Origin of the sequence: Micromonospora cynarisoli (assembly GCF_030518815.1) — a bacterium.
Taxonomy (GTDB): domain Bacteria; phylum Actinomycetota; class Actinomycetes; order Mycobacteriales; family Micromonosporaceae; genus Micromonospora; species Micromonospora wenchangensis.
Map to the genome: position 1 here is coordinate 1535482 of NZ_CP130426.1, position 16129 is coordinate 1551610.

Annotated in this window: 11 protein-coding genes; 4 read left to right on the plus strand and 7 right to left on the minus strand. The window is 72.5% G+C overall.

Going from position 1 to position 16129, the window contains the following annotated elements; genetic code table 11:
- Positions 1-86 precede the first annotated feature (86 nt).
- The 3 genes from Q2K16_RS06500 (at position 87) to Q2K16_RS06510 (ending at position 3236) form a co-directional block, all read left to right on the plus strand.
- Positions 87-458, plus strand: a complete 372-nt coding sequence (locus Q2K16_RS06500; RefSeq protein ID WP_302744135.1) for a YciI family protein — start codon at positions 87-89, stop codon at positions 456-458.
- Positions 455-1672, plus strand: coding sequence for an RNA polymerase sigma factor (locus tag Q2K16_RS06505; RefSeq protein ID WP_302744136.1), 1218 nt, complete (start codon positions 455-457; stop codon positions 1670-1672). Before Q2K16_RS06500 ends, Q2K16_RS06505 begins: the two co-directional genes overlap by 4 nt.
- A 322-nt stretch (positions 1673-1994) precedes the next feature.
- On the plus strand, positions 1995-3236 hold the full coding sequence (locus Q2K16_RS06510) for an acyltransferase family protein (protein WP_302744137.1): 1242 nt from the start codon (positions 1995-1997) through the stop codon (positions 3234-3236).
- Between the two features lie 293 nt (positions 3237-3529).
- Here the strand turns inward: Q2K16_RS06510 and Q2K16_RS06515 are convergent, their stop codons facing one another.
- Positions 3530-5098: a DHA2 family efflux MFS transporter permease subunit gene (locus Q2K16_RS06515; protein WP_302744138.1), complete on the minus strand. Its 1569-nt coding sequence runs from the start codon at positions 5096-5098 to the stop codon at positions 3530-3532.
- A 114-nt stretch (positions 5099-5212) separates the two neighbouring features.
- Here Q2K16_RS06515 and Q2K16_RS06520 point away from each other — a divergent pair, with 114 nt between their 5' ends.
- Positions 5213-5584, plus strand: a complete 372-nt coding sequence (locus tag Q2K16_RS06520; RefSeq protein ID WP_302744140.1) for a YciI family protein — start codon at positions 5213-5215, stop codon at positions 5582-5584.
- A gap of 91 nt (positions 5585-5675) precedes the next feature.
- Here Q2K16_RS06520 and Q2K16_RS06525 read toward each other — a convergent pair whose 3' ends face one another.
- The 6 genes from Q2K16_RS06525 to Q2K16_RS06550 form a co-directional block, all read right to left on the minus strand.
- Positions 5676-6863: an acyl-CoA dehydrogenase family protein gene (locus tag Q2K16_RS06525; RefSeq protein ID WP_302744142.1), complete on the minus strand. Its 1188-nt coding sequence runs from the start codon at positions 6861-6863 to the stop codon at positions 5676-5678.
- Positions 6864-6948: 85 nt separating this feature from the next.
- Complete coding sequence (locus Q2K16_RS06530; RefSeq protein WP_302744143.1) at positions 6949-8526, minus strand: GMC family oxidoreductase; 1578 nt, start codon at positions 8524-8526, stop codon at positions 6949-6951.
- A gap of 172 nt (positions 8527-8698) precedes the next feature.
- Positions 8699-9181, minus strand: a complete 483-nt coding sequence (locus Q2K16_RS06535) for an SgcJ/EcaC family oxidoreductase (RefSeq protein WP_145919654.1) — start codon at positions 9179-9181, stop codon at positions 8699-8701.
- A 101-nt stretch (positions 9182-9282) separates the two neighbouring features.
- Entirely contained in the window at positions 9283-9738 is a 456-nt protein-coding gene (locus Q2K16_RS06540) for an SgcJ/EcaC family oxidoreductase (RefSeq protein ID WP_302744144.1), read from the minus strand.
- Between the two features lie 31 nt (positions 9739-9769).
- Positions 9770-10252, minus strand: a complete 483-nt coding sequence (locus tag Q2K16_RS06545) for an SgcJ/EcaC family oxidoreductase (protein ID WP_302744145.1) — start codon at positions 10250-10252, stop codon at positions 9770-9772.
- A gap of 228 nt (positions 10253-10480) precedes the next feature.
- The gene (locus Q2K16_RS06550) at positions 10481-15817 is read right to left on the minus strand and encodes a type I polyketide synthase (RefSeq protein ID WP_302744146.1); all 5337 of its coding nucleotides are present in this window, start codon (positions 15815-15817) and stop codon (positions 10481-10483) included.
- Positions 15818-16129: the final 312 nt, after the last annotated feature.

The following is a 16129-nucleotide window of genomic DNA, read 5'->3' on the forward strand; positions in this document are numbered from 1 at the left end:
CTGAGCTGCGGTTCTGTATTGTGTCGAAGCGGCGATGCCGGTTTCGACCTACTGGTGGGACAATCATCTCCGACCTTGGAGGTGCGGTGAAGTATCTGATCCTGATCAGCCACAACGAACAGGCTCGTGACGCGTGGCAGGGCATGTCCGACGCCGAACGGCAGTTGGGCGTCAAGGCGCACGCCGCCCTCGTCGACGAGTTGACCGCGACCGGTGAACTCATCGTCTCCGAGGCGTTGGCCGACCCGTCCACCGCCCGACGGGTCCGGGTCGAGCGCGGCCGTACGACCGCCACCGACGGCCCCTTCCCCGAGGTGAAGGAGTACCTCGCGGGCTTCTACCTGGTGGAGTGCGACAGCATCGAGCAGGCGGTGGCGCACGCGGCCCGGGTTCCCGAGGCGCAGCTCGGCCTGGTCGAGGTGCGCCCGGTCCTCGACGCCGCCCGGGCGGGCGCGTGACCGTTACCACGGAGGTCGAGGACCTGCTGCGCGAACACGCGCCGCAGGTGCTCTCCACCCTGGTACGCCTGCACGGCGGCTTCGACACCTGCGAGGACGCCGTCCAGGAGGCGCTGCTCGCGGCGGCGGTGCAGTGGCCCGAGGAGGGGCTGCCGGCCAACCCCCGGGGCTGGCTGACCACGGTGGCGTCCCGCCGGTGGACGGAACTGTGGCGCAACGACGCCGCCCGCCGTCGCCGGGAACGGGCGGTGGCGGCCCTGACCGGCCCGGAGCCCGGCCCGGTCTCCGCGGTCGACGACACGCTGACCCTGCTGATGCTCTGCTGCCACCCGGCACTGACCCGGGCCTCCCAGGTGGCGCTCACCCTGCGGGCGGTCGGTGGGCTGAGCACCGCCGAGATCGCCCGGGCCTTCCTGGTGCCGGAGTCCACAGTCGCGCAGCGGATCAGCCGGGCCAAGCAGCGCATCCGAGCCAGTGGCATCGAGTTCCGGATGCCCGCCCCCGAGGAACGCCCGGCGCGGGTGGCCGCCGTGATGGAGGTCCTCTACCTGATCTTCAACGAGGGCTACACGGCCAGCTCGGGGCCGGCGCTCAACCGGATCGAGCTGACCGCCGAGGCGATCCGGCTGACCCGGCAGCTGCACGAGCACCTGCCCGACGACCCGGAGGTCACCGGGCTGCTGGCGCTGATGCTGCTCACCGACGCCCGCCGGCCGGCCCGCACGGCGCCCGACGGGGCGCTGATCCCGCTGGCCGAGCAGGACCGGTCCCGGTGGGACGGGCGGGCGATCGCCGAGGGGGTCGCCCTGATCACCCGGACCCTGGCCAGCGCGCCTGTCGGCCCGTACCAGGTGCAGGCGGCGATCGCCGCGGTGCACGACGAGGCGACCCGGGCCGAGGACACCGACTGGCCGCAGATCCTCGGCCTCTACAACCTGCTGCGCCGCATCGCGCCCGGCCCGATGGTCGCGCTCAACCGGATCGTGGCGGTCGCCATGGTGGACGGCCCGCGGGCCGCGCTCGCCGAGCTGACCGCCGCCGAGGCCGACCCGGTGCTCGCCGGCAACCACCGGGTGCACGTGGTCCGGGCGCACCTGCTCGACCTGCTCGGCGACCGGGACGAGGCCCGGCGCTACTACCTGCTGGCCGCCCGTTCCACCCTCAGCGTTCCGGAGCAACGTTTCCTGCGGTTGCGCGCCACCCAGCGGCCCTGATCGGTCGACAAACAGCGGGGGGCACCGCGTCACGGCGCGCCGAAATCGACGTGGGACAACGACGAATCAGCCGGAAAGGCCGAAAGGCCGATGCCGGCAACCGAAAGATGAAACAATTTTGCCGCAAGTGCGGATGACCATGATTGTCTATGCTTTATAGCCTCCAGGTAGCGGTCGACGGCAACTCCCTCGGTGCCGTTCGGCCGGTCGGGCCGGAACGCGCACCACGATGTCCGGAACGGCCGGCGCCGCCCATTCCCGACGCCCGACGAACGCGCGGAATCGGGACGGACCCGAGACCGCGGGTAGTGGAGAGCAGAGCATGGCCATCCCCTCGACCCCTGTCCCCGGCGCCGCCACGAGCGCCACCGAACGACTGCACGCCCTCGACGCGGTACGCGCCGGAGCCCTGCTCCTCGGCGTCGTGCTGCACACGACGCTGTCCTTCCTGGAGCCCCGCACCTGGGTCGTGGGGGACGTGTCGACGAGCCCGGTGATGAACGGCACCTACTTCGTCATCCACGTGTTCCGGATGACGCTGTTCTTCCTGATCGCCGGCTTCTTCGCCCGGCTGGTGCTGCACCGGCGCGGCACCGGCGGCTTCGTCCGCAACCGGGCGGTACGCATCCTCGCGCCACTGCTGATCTTCTGGCCGCTGGTGATGGCCTCCACGGTGGTGGCGATCATCATCGCGGCGAACCTGGCCGGCGAGGAGGTCCCGGGGGCCACCCCGATGACCCCGAGCACGTTCCCGCTGACCCACCTGTGGTTCCTCTACTGGCTGCTGGTGCTCTACGTGCTGGCGCTGGCCGTCCGGGCGGTGGTCAACCTGGTCGACGCCGACGGCACCCGACGCGCCCGGCTCGTCGACCCGATCGTGCGGACCGTCGTCGCCCGGGACCTCACCCCGCTGGTCGTCGGCGCCCCGCTGTGCGTCGCCTTCCTGCTCAAGCAGGACTGGCTGCTCTGGTACGGCGTGCCGCCGGCCGAGAACGGGCTGATCCCCAACCCGGTGGCGCTGGTCGCCTACGGGTGCGCGTTCGGTTTCGGTTGGCTGCTCCAGCGCCAGGTGGACGTGATCCGGGTGTGGGAACGGCGCTACCCGCGCAACCTGGTGGCGGCGGTCGTGCTGACCGGGATCGCGCTGGCGATGGTCGGGCTCACCCCGAACACCGAGCCCGAGGCGCTGGGCTGGCACAAGGTCGTCTACGCGGTGGTCTACACGCTCGCCGTCTGGGCCTGGACGATGGGCCTGATCGGCGCGGCGATGCGCTACCTGTCCCGGCCGAACCCGTCGATCCGGTACGTGGCCGACGCGTCGTACTGGGTCTATGTCGTCCACCTCCCGCTGGTGATGGCGTTGCAGGCGGCGGTGTCGCAGGTGGCGCTGCCGTGGTTCGTCAAGTTCCCGGCCATCCTGTTGGTCACCTACCCGGCCACCCTGCTCAGCTACCGCTACCTGGTCCGGTACACGTTCATCGGCGCCCTGCTCAACGGCCGGCGACGCCGCCGGGACGAGGAGCCGGCCACCGAGGCGGCCGTGCCGCAGGCCGCCGCCCGCTGACCTGCGCCCCCGCTCGCCGGGCCGCGCGACGTGGTGGTCGCGCGGGCCGAGTCAGCCCCGCCGGAAGGGGGATCCGGCGGGGCTGACGCCTGCCGGGGGGACGGCAGGCTTCTCCGGCCCGGACCGGGGGGACGGTCCGGGTGGCGCGGCGGGGCCGGGTGCGGCCGGCCCCGGGGTGCCGGCCGGCCCGGTGGGAGGGCCGGCCGGCACGTCCCGCACGGACCCGGGGGGGGTGGGTCAGGTCGGGACGGGAACGACGTCCGGGCTGCGGCAACGGCCCGGACGCCGACCGGTCAGCGTCCGGGCGGAGCGCTGGACCGGTCGTCGGTGGTGCTCGGGTCACCCGACGGGGTGTCCGCACCGGCCGACGGGGCGTCGGCAGGTGCCTGGGCAGCCGGCTCCGCCCAGTCGCCCTGGAGACCGATCTTGTCCAGCAGCAGGAGCACGATGACGGCGACGACCACGAGCAGCACCGCCGACACCCGGTACGACAGCACGTAGCCCTCGGTGGCCGCGACCCTCGCGTTCACCCCCTCGGCGAGCCGGTCCCCGCCGAGCCGCAGGGCCAGCGCCACCAGCACCGACAGGCCGAGCGCACCACCGACCTGCTGCATCACGTTCTGCATGGCGGAGGCGAGCCCGGTGTCCTGGGTGCCCACCTTGTAGAGCGCGGTGTTGGCGGTGCCGGGCATCGCCAGGCCGAAGAACAGGCCCAGCACCAGCATGCCGGGCAGGATGCCGCTGGCGTAGTGGGTGTCCACGGAGATCCCGCTCAGCAGCAGCAGACCGGCGGTCACGCCGAGCAGACCCACGATGATCACCGGCTTGACGCCGAACTTCGGGATCATGCCGGTGGACAGGCCGACGCCGAAGGCGATGCCCAGGCCCACCGGGATGAAGGAGAGGCCACCCTTGAGCGGCGAGTAGCCGAGCACCTGCTGCTCGAAGAGGGTGGTCAGGAAGGTGAAGCCGAAGAAGGCGCAGGAGAGGGTCAGGCCCACCAGGTAACCCACGGCGCGGGTGCGGTTGGTGAAGAAGCGCAGCGGGATCAGCGGCGCGGCGGCCCGCGACTCGATCAGCAGCATCAGCCCGATCAGCACCAGCCCGCCGAGGAGCGGCAGCAGCACCTGCGGCGACAGCCAGGACCGCTCGGCGGCCTGGAGCAGGCCGTAGACGATGGCCACCAGACCCGCGGTGGCGGTCAGCACGCCGGCGAAGTTGAACTTCTGCCCGGTGCGCTCCATCCGGGTCTCGCCGACCAGCCGGCCCACCAGGGCCAGCGCGATCACCGCGACCGGGACGTTGACGTAGAAGATCCAGCGCCAGCTCGCGTCGGCGACGATGAGCCCGCCGACGACCGGGCCGAGGGTGCCGGCCAGGCCGGACAGGCCACCCCAGATGCCGACCGCCTTGACCCGGTCGGCCGGGGCCGAGAAGAGCAGGAAGACGATGCCCAGCGCGGCCGGGGCGGCCAGCGCCTCGCCGACGCCCTGGAGGAAGCGGCTGTAGATGAGCATCTCGGGGTTCATCGCGGCCCCGGAGATGACCGAGGCGATGGCGAAGATGACCACGCCGGTGACGAAGATCCGCCGCCGGCCGAACAGGTCGGCGAGCCGGCCACCGAACAGCAGCAGACCGCCGGCCATCAGGACGTAGCCGTTGACGACCCAGGCCAGCCCCGTGCGGGACATGTCGAGCTCACCCTGGATGCGGGGCAGCGCGACGCTGACCACGGTCATGTCGATGACGAACATGAACTGGACGAAGCCGAGCAGCGCCAGCGCCTTCCACCGACGGGGATCCGGCCGGTCCGCGGACGCGTCCAGCGCCTCGTCCGAACTCGGTGTGGTACCGGTGCTCATGGTGCCCTCCTCGACATCGACGCACGTCGCATGTGCTTCTGCCTGGATGTCGAAGCTGGCTCGTTGGTTTCGACATACGGGTAAGCAAATAGTTCGAGCCTTCAGGAGGCACCCATGAAGTACCTGATCATGATCAGCCACAACCAGCAGACCCGGGACGCCTGGCAGAACATGTCCGACAGCGAGCGGGAGACGGGCTTCAAGGCGCACATGTCGCTGGTGGAGGATCTGGCCGAGTCGGGCGAGCTGATCGTCTCCGAGGCGCTCGCCGACCAGGGGCAGGCCAAGAAGGTCCTGGTCAGCGACGGCAAGGTCACCACCACCGACGGCCCGTTCCCCGAGGTCAAGGAGTACGTCGCCGGGATCTACCTGATCGAGTGCGACACCATCGAGCAGGCGGTCGGGCACGCCGCCCGGATCCCCGAGGCCAACTTCGGCCTGGTCGAGGTCCGTCCGGTGCTCGGCGCCGGTGGCCCCGACATGTGACGACCTGCACAGGCGGGCGGACCCGCGGCACCTGTCGGTGCCGCGGGTCCGTTTCTTCGTCCCACCGTCCGCCGCGCCCGGCGGGCGGCGCTCAGATGTACGGCGAGTTGGGCTCCAGCCCGCACAGCACCCGGCCGTAGAGTTCGAGGTTCGTCGACGGGACCATCAGCGCGTGCAGGTTGACCGCGTACATGTCCCGGACGACCCGCTGCATCGGGGCCTGACGCAGGATCGACGAGCCACCGCTGGCCATCCCGAGCAGATCCACCGCGGCCCGGCCGAGCTGGCAGATCGCCCCGATGTCGGCCCGGGTCCGGGCCCGTTCCTCGAGCGTCCACGGCTCACCGCTGACGCCCTTGGCGTCGACCAGACCGGTGATCCGCTCGGCGTGGAACTCGGCCTCGTCGATCTTCATGGTCGCCTCGGCGAGCTGGAGGTGGGTGACGGGGGCCTCCCGCTGCGTCGCGTAGTCGGTGTAGGTGATCTTCCGGTCGAGCCGTTCCAGGAAGAACTCCCGCGCCGCCCGGGCCAGCCCGATCACCGTGCCCGCCGAGGAGGCGTTCGCCACCCCGAGCAGCGGGTTGCGGTACATCGGCAGATCCCGGTTGAGCGCCGAGGCGCTCTGCCCCTGGAGCACGGCGGGCATCGGCACGATCCGCTCCTGCGGCACGAAGAGGTCCCGGGCCACCGTGGTGATGCTGCCCGACCCCTGCAGGCCGGCGGTGTACCAGTCGTCGACGATCTCCAGGTCGGACAGCGGCACCAGGGCCATCACCGGCCACTGGTTCACCCCGTCCGGGGCCGGGGCCATCGCGATGACCTCCTGCCAGTGGCTGTGCAGGGCGCCGCTGATGAAACTCCAGCTGCCGTTGAGCACCATGCCGCCGCCGGGCTTCGGGGTGCCGCTGGCCGACGGGCTCAACGTCCCGCAGACCCGCACGTCGGGGGTGGAGTAGACCTCGTCCTGCACCTCGTCGGGGAACATCCCGACCATCCAGCCGGGGATCGCCCACACCGACGCCGTCCAGGCCACCGAGCCGTCGCCCCGGCCCAGCTCCACCATCACCTCGTGCAGGGTACGGGTGTCCGACTCGTACCCGCCGTAGCGGCGCGGCACCCGCATCCGGAACAGGCCGGCGTCGGCCAGCGCCTCGACCGTCTCGTCGTGCAGCCGCCGGTTCTCCTCCTGCCAGCCCGCGTGCTTGCGCAGCAGCGGCACCAGCTCACTGGCGCGGCGTACCAGTTCGTCCCTCGGGGGGGCCTCGGTCGCGCTGGTCATCTCACTCCTCCTGGGCGGGTCACGGGTGCGGTCGACGGACGGGACGCCGTCCACCGCGACGATCGGGTGGCGGGCGACCGGCGGGTCACCGGGCGACCGCCTCGGCCTGCCGGGGCAGCGGCGCGACCCCGGCGATCAGGTCCGCCGCCTTCTCCGCGATGGCGATGACGGCGGCGTTCGGGTTGCCCCGGACCAGGGTGGGCATGACGCTGGCGTCGACCACCCGCAGCCCCTCCAGCCCGTTGACCCGCAGTTCCTCGTCGACCACGGCGCCCATCGCGCAGGTGCCCGCCGGGTGGAAGATCGAGTGCGCGTACTGCCGGACGTAGTGCCGCAGGTCCTCGTCGGACTCCGAGGCCGGCGGGGCGAACTGGCCCTCGGTGTACGGGGCGAGCGCCTTCTGCCGGGCGATGCGGATGCCGATCCGGGTGGCCTCGACCGCGTCGTCGAGGTCGCGCTCGTCCTGGAAGTAGTTGTGCACGATCTTCGGCTTGGCCGTCGGGTCGGCGGAGGCGAGCAGCACGTACCCCCGGCTGCGCGGGGCGATCATCGACGGGCCGTACGAGATCGAGTGGTGGGTGGGGGTGCCCAGCCCGCTGTCGGCGAACATCACCGGCGCGGCCAGGAACTCTGCGTCCGGGGCGGTCAGGTCGTCGCGGGTCCGCACGAAGCCGCCGGCCTCCGGCCCGTTGGCGGTCATCGGGCCGCGCCCCTCGGTCAGGAAACGCTCCAGGTGCTCGGGCTGGTTGGCGGCGAGCAGGCTGATCGGCTGCGAGTGGGTGTAGACCAGCGGGATCAGCGCGTGGTCCTGGAGGTTCTGCCCCACCTGCGGCTGGTCCAGCAGCACCGGCACGCCGAGCGCACCGAGCAGTTGGGCCGGACCGACCCCGGAGAGCATCAGCAGCTGCGGCGAGTTGTACGCCCCGGCGGCGAGGATGACCTCCCGGGACGCGGTGACGGTCAGCGTGTCGTCCAGCCGGGTGCCCGTCACGCCGACCGCCCGGCCGTTCTCGATCAGCACCCGGTGCACGTGGACGTTGGTCTCCACGGTCAGGTTGGGCCGGTCGAGGGCGGGGTGCAGGAACGCGGTCGCGGTGCTCTCCCGGCGGCCGTCGCGCTGGGTGAGCTGGAAGAAGCCGAAGCCCTCCTGGGCGGCGCCGTTGAAGTCGTCGTTGACCCCGTAACCGGCCTCGGTAGCCGCCTGGACGAACGCCGACGACATCGGGTTGTTGGCCCGCCCCTCGGAGACCGCCAGCGGCCCGCCGACCCCGTGGTACGTCGACGCGCCGCGCTCGTTGTCCTCGGAGCGCTTGAAGTACGGCAGCAGGTCGTCGAAGTCCCAGCCGGGCTGCCCCCAGCCGTCGAAGTCGCCGCGCGCGCCCCGGATGTAGACCATCGTGTTGATCGAGCTGGTGCCGCCCAGCACCCGACCCCGGGGCAGGTAGACCCGCCGCCGACCCAGCGCCGGCTCCTCGTGGGTGTCGTAGTCCCAGTCCAGGTGGGTGCGGAACAGGGTGCCGAAGGCCACCGGGACGTGGATGTTGTCGGCGGTGTCCCGGGGACCCGCCTCGATCAGGCACACCGTGACGTCGGGGTCCTCGGTGAGCCGGGCGGCCAGGACACACCCCGCTGATCCCGCGCCGACGATGACGTAGTCGTACACCACTGCACCCTCCAAGGTCAGGTTTCCGGTTGTCGGTCACGGGTCACCGCGCCACCGGCGGGGGCCGGGTGGTCCCCGCCGGGCGTGCCCCGAGGCCGTGGTGACCCGTGATCGGCGTCCCGTCGTCACCACGACCCCGGCAGTCGGGCGGTCGTCGTCGACCGCGCGGGTGTCAGCCCCTGATCGGGCTGCTCTGGTGCGAGACCAGCCGGAGCTGGCCGTCGGGTTGACGCAGCATCACCCAGGTGGCCCGGATGAAGTTCTCCGGCGCGATGTCGTCCTGGCCGGCCATGATGATGCCGCCCTCGGTCACCACCAGGGCGACGTCGTCGGTGAGGAAGGTGACCTCGACCGGCCAACCCTTCACCCGGGCGCCCCGCAGCGGCCCGGCGAAGCCCCGGGACATGTACGCCCGGATCTCCTCCCGGCTGGTGAGCTGCTCGTCGCGCATCAGCAGGCTGCCGTTGTCGGTGAACACGTCGGCGAACATGTCGGCGTCGTTGGCCGCCCAGGCCGCCTGGATGCGCATGGCCACCGTCAGCGCCGCCCGCTCGTCGGCGTCGGTGTACCCCCGGTAGTAGGACGGGTCCTCGGGGACACCGGCGGCGGCCAGCAGCGCGGAGGCGTCCCCCCAGGGCGCCATGGTCGTGGTCATCGGTCCGTCTTCTCCTCTCGTCGTCCAGGGCCGAGGCGACCCGTTGGTCGTCCCGGCCCTGGCCGGCCCGCTGCCCGCCCCGGCTCTGGCCGGGGCCGGGTTCAGCCGGTGATCGGGCTGCTCTGGTAGGAGGCGATCCGCCAGTCGCCGTCCCGCTTGACGACGACCCACATGATGCGGAGGTTGTCGGCCGGGGCGAGGCCGTCGGCGTCGGCGTAGACGACCCCGCCGACGCTGACCGCCAGCGCCATCGACTCCGAGACGACCTGGATCTCGCTGAACTCCAGGGTCAACCGGGAGCCCTTGTACGGGCCGGCGAACAACTCGCCGAGGTACGTCCGGATCTCGTCGCGGCTCATCAGCTGGTTGTCGCCGACGAGCATGCTGCCGTTGTCGATGAAGAGGGAGGCGAACCCCTCGGCGTCGTTGGCGTCCCACGCCGCCCGGCAGCGCAGCGGCGCGGTCAGCACCGCCCCTTCCACCCCGTTGGGGAAGTCGCCGTAGTACGAGGCCCACTGCTTGGCGCCGGCCACGAGCGACGCGCCCTCGGTGCTCATGCTGTCTCCTCCTGTCCGAGTGGTCGCGCGGTCACCAGCGCAGCGTCGCGCCGGCGCCGCGCGGGCTGTTCTGGTAGCCGGCGAGCTGCCACTGGCCGTCCCGCTTGACGACGACCCAGGTGGAGCGCACGGCCAGCTCCTCCGCGATCTCCGTCTGGCCGGCGGCGAGGATGCCACCGTGGGTACGGATCAGGGCCGCGTCGTCGGCGATGATCCGCACGTCGACCGGGCGGCCGGTGACCCCGGTGCCCTTGAACGGCCCGGCGTACGCGGCGGCCATGAACGCGCGGATCTCGTCGCGGCCCTTCTTGAACACGTCACCGGGCAGGATCATCACGCCGTCCTCGGTGAACGAATTCGCCACCCCGGCGGCGTCGTTGCGGGACCAGGCCTCCACCAGCCGCAACGGAACGGTGAGGACCTCCTTTTCCTGAGCGCTGGTGAACGACCCGTAATACGCGTCGAGCGCCTTTTCTCCGTCAATGGCCGGAGCCACCTGGGTACCAGTGGACATCGTGGTCGCTTCCTCTCCTGTGACTACTGCGGACAGCGGACACATTCACCCCCGAACGGCCCGTCCGTCCCCCCTATCCTCCGGCGGTGCGACAGCGCTGACATCTCCCCGATTGCGATGTCGAAGACCGTTTCCGAGAATCGTTTTTCCGGGGCCGGAACGGCGAAATGCCGTACCCCGGCCGGTGGTGCACCGGCCGGGGTACGGCGGGATCGCCGCGGGCGGTGGTCAGCCCACCCGCAGCGTGGCCGGGTCGTCGGCCGGGTCGTCGTCGGCCGGCTCCGCGGGGCGGAGGCTGTCGACGATGTGGTCGGCCAGGGCGGCGATGGTCGGCTTGTTCCACAGGATGTTCGGCGGCAGCTCCAGGCCGTACCGGCCCTGTAGGCGCACCCGCAGCGCTACCGTCATCACCGAGTCGACCCCCAGCTCGACCAGCGGCCGGCGCAGCTCCAGGTCCTCGGCGGCCAGGCTCAGCTCGGCGGCGGCCTGCTCCCGCACGTCGGCGGTGACCAGTTCCCGCAGTTCCTGCTCCGGGGTGTCGGCCCAGTCGACGCTGAACGTCTGGCCGGTGCCGACCTCGGTGGTCGAGCGGGTCGCGGTCAGCTCCCGCAGCATCGGCAGCCGGGGGGCGTTGGTGGTCGGCGCCAGCACCCGCAGGATCGCGTGGTACGGGCTGTGGAACCGGTCGGCGAAGGCCCAGGCCCGGAACGCCTCGGTCACCGAGATCGCGTCCAGGCCCCGCGAGTTGGCCTCCAGCATGGTCGACGAGATCGACTCGGACATGCCCACCCCGCGCCAGGACGTCCAGCCGAGGCTCGTCGTCTCGGTGTGGCCGTCGGCGTGCCGGTGCGCCGCGAGGGTGTCCAGGAACGAGTTGGCCGCCGCGTAGGTGGTCTGCCCGGTCAGCCGGGTGAACTGCCCGCAGGACGAGAACATGACGAAGAAGTCCAGCGTGCCCGGGGGGAAGAGGCGGTGCAGCACCATCGCCCCGTTCACCTTGGGCCCGAGGACGTCGTGCAGCCCCTCGCGGTCCACCTTGTCCACCATCGCGTCGCGGACCACCCCGGCGGCGTGCACGATGCCGCGTACCGCCGGCATGCCGTGCGAGGCCGGGTCGAGCGCCGCCGCGACCTCCACCGGGTCGGTGATGTCCAGCGCCAGGGTCCGGACGGTCACCCCGAGCGCCTCCAGTTCGAGCACCCCGTCGATCTGCCGGCGGGTCCGCACGTCGTGGTCGTCGTCCCACCGCGCGCGCGGCGGCAGGCCCCGGCGGCCGGCCAGCAGGATGCGCCGGGCCCCCCGGTCGGCCAGCCACCGGGCCACCATCAGCCCGAGCGCACCCAGACCACCGGTGATCAGGTACGTGTCGGTCGGGCGGCACTGCAACGCGGTGCCGTCGGCGGGCCGCTCGACCTGACCGAGCCGCTGCACCGCCACCGCCCCGCCACCGTCGACGGAGACGATGTCCTCGTCGCCGGTGAGCCGGCGCAGCACCGTGGCCACCGTGGCGGCGGGGACGTCGGCGTCGTCGGCGAGGTCGACGACCCCGCCCCACAGGTCCGGGTGCTCCCCGGCGAAGATCCGGGCGATGCCCCACAGCGGGGCGTGGGCCAGCGACCGCTCCCCCACCGCCTGCCGGACGCCCCGGGTCAGGCACCACAGCCGGGGCTGCGGCGCCGCCGGGTCGCCCCCGGCCGCCTGCGCCTCGATCAGCGCCTGGGCGCTGCGGATCAACGTCCAGCCGCACCGCTCGGCGGCCTGCTCGGCCGGCTCGTCGGCGTCACCGACACCCGGCGCGACCAGTACCGCGTCACGCGGGGTGAGACCGACCGTGGCCAGCTCGTCCGGGCCGTCCACCCGCACCGTGCGCAGCCCGGTGCCGGCCAGCGCCCCGGCCAGGTCACCGGCGGCGGCGTCGTCACCGACGACGACCACCCGGGACAGGTCGCCGGCGACGCCGTCGACGTCGAGGTCCAGCGGCCGCCAGACCACCTCGTGCACCAGCTCGCGGGGGGCGGCCACCGCGCTGTCGGTGTCCGAGATGGCGGAGAACCGCAGCCCCCGCACCTGGCAGACGACCTCACCGTGCTCGTTGGCCACCTGCACGTCGACGGTGTCCTGCGGCGACCGCGGGGAGCGCACCGAGTGGACGGTGATGTGGGCCGGTGGTTCCCCCTTGAAGACCACCGACTCGATGTGCGAGGACATCCACTGGTGCCTGGCGTACTCCGGGGTGACCAGCACCGCGCTGATGGTCAGCGCGCCGTCGATGACGTGCGCCCAGCTGGTGGCGGTCTGCGCCGGTGGCGGCACGATGACGATGTCGGCGAGCTGCTCCTCGTCGTTGCGGCGCAGCTCCACCACGTCCCAGGGGAACGCGTAGCCGCCGACGCCCATCCGGCGGAACATCTCGTCGACCCGCTGCCAGGACCACTCCTGCGGGCACCGGGCCCGCACCTCGTCGGCGTCCACCCGACCGTCGACCAGTTCGGTGCTCCAGTCGATGGTCGCCGTCGAGTGGGTGATCCACTCGTACTCCTCGTCGTCGACGACGGGGGCGCCGTCCTGCGGGGCGACCCGGGTGGCCAGCCGGGCGGTGTTCTCCGACAGCACGATCTGCACCACCCGGGGCGGTGCGACGGCCAGCGGCGTCCGCAGCACGATGTCGGCCAGCGCGGGCAGCCGGCCGTCCTCCCCGGCGGCCAGCGCGAAGCTGTTGATCAGCACGGCGGCCGGGGTGATCTCGACGTCGACCACCTCGTGGTCGAGTGGGTAGGGCCGCGAGGACATGTCCAGGTAGGTCTGCCACACCTGTCGGGGCGGCGCGCCGGAGACGGTCATCCGGCCGCCGAGCAGGCTGTGCCGCTCCGGGTCGTGGCCCCCGCCGGGGCCGGACTCCGCCCGGGCCTCCGGGAAGATCCAGTACGGCCGGTGCTGCCAGGCCACCGACGGCATCGGCAGCAGCCCCCCGGTCGGGTGCAGCCGCCCCCAGTCCACCGCCGCGCCCGCGCAGAACAGCCGGGCCAGGCCGCCCAGCAGGGCGCGGACCTCGTCGGTGTCGCGGCGCAGGCTGTGTACCACGGTGGCGTCCTCGACGCCGAGGTGGGCGAGGGTCTCGCCGATGGAGTGGGTGACCACCGGGTGGGTGGAGACCTCCAGGAAGACCCGGTACCCGTCGGCGACCGCCGCCGTCACCGCGTCGGTGAACCGCACCGGCTCGCGCAGGTTCGCCACCCAGTACGCGCCGTCGCGTGCGGCGGTCGACCGGGGATCGGTCAGCGCGGTGCTGTAGAGGGTGGTCGGGGGCGTCTGCGGCCGCAGCGCGCCGGCCGCCGCGGCGACCTCGGCCACCGCCGCGTCGACGTGTGGGCTGTGGAAGGCGATGTCGCTGTCGACCCGCCACACCGCCACCCCCTCCTCCCGCCACCGGGTCACGATCTGCTCGACGGCCTCCCGGTCGCCGGAGAGCACCGTGGACGTGGGGCTGGCCGAGATGGCGGCGACCACGCCGACCTGGCCGGCCAGCCGCTGCCGGGCCTCGTCGAAGCCGAGCCCGACCATGGCCATTCCGCCCTGGCCCTGGAGGCGTTCCAGGGCGCGTGCCCGCCGGCAGGCGAACCGGGCGGCGGCCAGCACGTCCAGGCTGCCGGCGACGGCGGCGGCGGCGATCTCCCCCACCGAGTGCCCGATCACCGCGGCCGGGGTGAGCCCCCGGGCCCGCCAGGTCTGCGCCAGGGCGACCTGGGTGGCGAAGGTCAACGCCTGCACCTCCACCCCGCTCCACGGGCCACCGGCGGTGAGCGCCTCGCGCGGCGTCCAGCCGAGTTCCTCCCGGAAGACCTCGGCCAGCGCGTCGACGGCGGCGGCGAAGACCGGCTCGTCGCGCAGCAACTGCCGGCCCATGCCCGCCCACTGCGCGCCGTGCCCGGAGAAGACCCAGACCACCGGGGCCGGGTCGGCCACCGTCCGGCCCCGGGCGGCCTGCGGGGTGGTACGGCCGTCGGCCACCTCCCGCAGCCGCTCGACGAGTTCCTCGGGCGAGGCGGCCAGCACGGCGGCCCGCTGCGGCAGGTGCGAACGGCGGTGCGCCAGGGTGTGCCCCACCGACGGCAGGGACGCCCCCGGGTGCTCGGTCAGCCAGTCGGCCGTACGCGCGGCCAGCGCCGCCACCCCGGCCTCGGACATCGCCGAGAGCGGGTACACCGACGGCCGGGAACCGACGGCCACCTCGGCCGTGCCGGTGCCGGCCGCCGCGTCGGCGGCCGTGGCCCCGGCTGCGGCGGTCGGGACGGGCGGCGCCTCCTGCAGGATGACGTGCGAGATGGAGCCGCCGACGCCGTAGCTGGACACGCCGGCCCGACGCGGACCGTCACCCGCCGGCCAGGGCGACCGCTCACCGATCAGGCGCAGCCCGGAGCCGGCCCAGTCGAAGTCCGGGTTCGGCTCGCGGTGCAGGCTCGGCGGGATCTCCGCGTGCCGCAGCGCCAACACCGCCTTGATCACACCGGCAATGCCCGACCCGGCCTCGACGTGCCCGATGTTGGGCTTCACGGAGCCGACCAGGCAGGGCGCGTCGGGGGCCCGGCCGGCGCCGAAGACCGCGGCCAGCGCCTTGGCCTCCTCCCGGTCGCCGACCGGGGTGCCGGTGCCGTGCGCCTCGACGTAGTGCACCGTCTCCGGGTCGATGCCGGCCCGCTCGTAGGCCACCCGGAGCATGTGCTCCTGGGCCGAGCCGTTGGGTGCCATCATGCCGTCGGAACGGCCGTCCTGGAACACCCCGCTGCCAGGGATCAGCGCGAGCACCTCGTCGCCGTCGCGGCGGGCGTCGGCCAGCCGCTTGAGCACGACCACGCCGGCGCCCTCACCCCGGCCGTAGCCGTCGGCGTCGGCGGCGAACGCCTTGCTGCGGCCGTCCGGGGCGGTCGCCCCGGCCGCGTCCAGGGCGACGAACAGCGTCGGGCTGGCCATGATGTTCACCCCACCGACGACGGCCAGCGGGATCTCCCCCTCGCGCAGGCTCTGGCAGGCCAGGTGCAGCGCGGTGAGCGAACCGGCGCAGGCGGTGTCCACCGCCATGCTGGGCCCGCGCAGGTCCAGGAAGTACGAGATGCGGTTGGCGATGCCGTAGTAGGTGGTGCCGTTGACCGCCCAGGCGCCGGTCCGCGGAATGTCCTCCAACAGGCGACGGCCGTAGTCGTTGGAATTGGCCGCCACGAAGACACCGGCGTCCGAACCGCGCAGCGACAACGGCGGCACGCCCGCGTTGCCGAGCGCCTCCCAGGCCAACTCCAACACGATCCGCTGCTGCGGGTCGAGGAAGTCCGCCTCCCGGGGAGAGATGCCGAAGAAGTCCGCGTCGAATCCCTCGATGTCGTCGAGGAATGAGCCCAGCCGGGTCGTCTTCCGCAGGATCGCGGTGGCCTGGGGGCTGGTCGAGGCGTACGGTTCCCACCGCTTGTCGGGCATGGCGCTCACGGCATGTCGACCACCGATGAGAAATGCCCAGAACTTCTCCAACGAGTCAAGGTCGGGGGCGAACCGGCAGCTCATACCGACAATGGCCACGGCGTCAGAAAATTCCCCATCCTGGCTCACGTCCAGGCTCCTCTCCACATCGCCGACCGCATCCGGAACACAGCCGGATGCGGTGGTCGCTGTCCTTCGGAAATGTCGCGGTGACGGTCAGGTCCGGACGCTGACCTCAACTGCGAAACATCCTGTTCCTTGGCCGATCGGGGGGCACCTTCCTGAGTGCGATCGTCCCCGGCGGTGGACGGCCCGCAGGACGGGCGGTGACCTCCGCTAATGCCGGGACGGGCAATAGCGCAATGCGGGAGAAGGAACTCGGCGGCATGCCTCCGTACGGTTTCCCCGCGA

What these genes read in the sequence shown, in the direction of transcription:
- Q2K16_RS06510 (WP_302744137.1), top strand. Translation starts at nt 1,995, where the DNA reads ATGGCCATCCCCTCGACCCCTGTCCCCGGCGCCGCCACGAGCGCCACC.
- Q2K16_RS06515 (WP_302744138.1), bottom strand. Translation starts at nt 5,098, where the DNA reads ATGAGCACCGGTACCACACCGAGTTCGGACGAGGCGCTGGACGCGTCC.
- Q2K16_RS06520 (WP_302744140.1), top strand. Translation starts at nt 5,213, where the DNA reads ATGAAGTACCTGATCATGATCAGCCACAACCAGCAGACCCGGGACGCC.
- Q2K16_RS06525 (WP_302744142.1), bottom strand. Translation starts at nt 6,863, where the DNA reads ATGACCAGCGCGACCGAGGCCCCCCCGAGGGACGAACTGGTACGCCGC.
- Q2K16_RS06535 (WP_145919654.1), bottom strand. Translation starts at nt 9,181, where the DNA reads ATGACCACGACCATGGCGCCCTGGGGGGACGCCTCCGCGCTGCTGGCC.
- Q2K16_RS06540 (WP_302744144.1), bottom strand. Translation starts at nt 9,738, where the DNA reads ATGAGCACCGAGGGCGCGTCGCTCGTGGCCGGCGCCAAGCAGTGGGCC.
- Q2K16_RS06545 (WP_302744145.1), bottom strand. Translation starts at nt 10,252, where the DNA reads ATGTCCACTGGTACCCAGGTGGCTCCGGCCATTGACGGAGAAAAGGCG.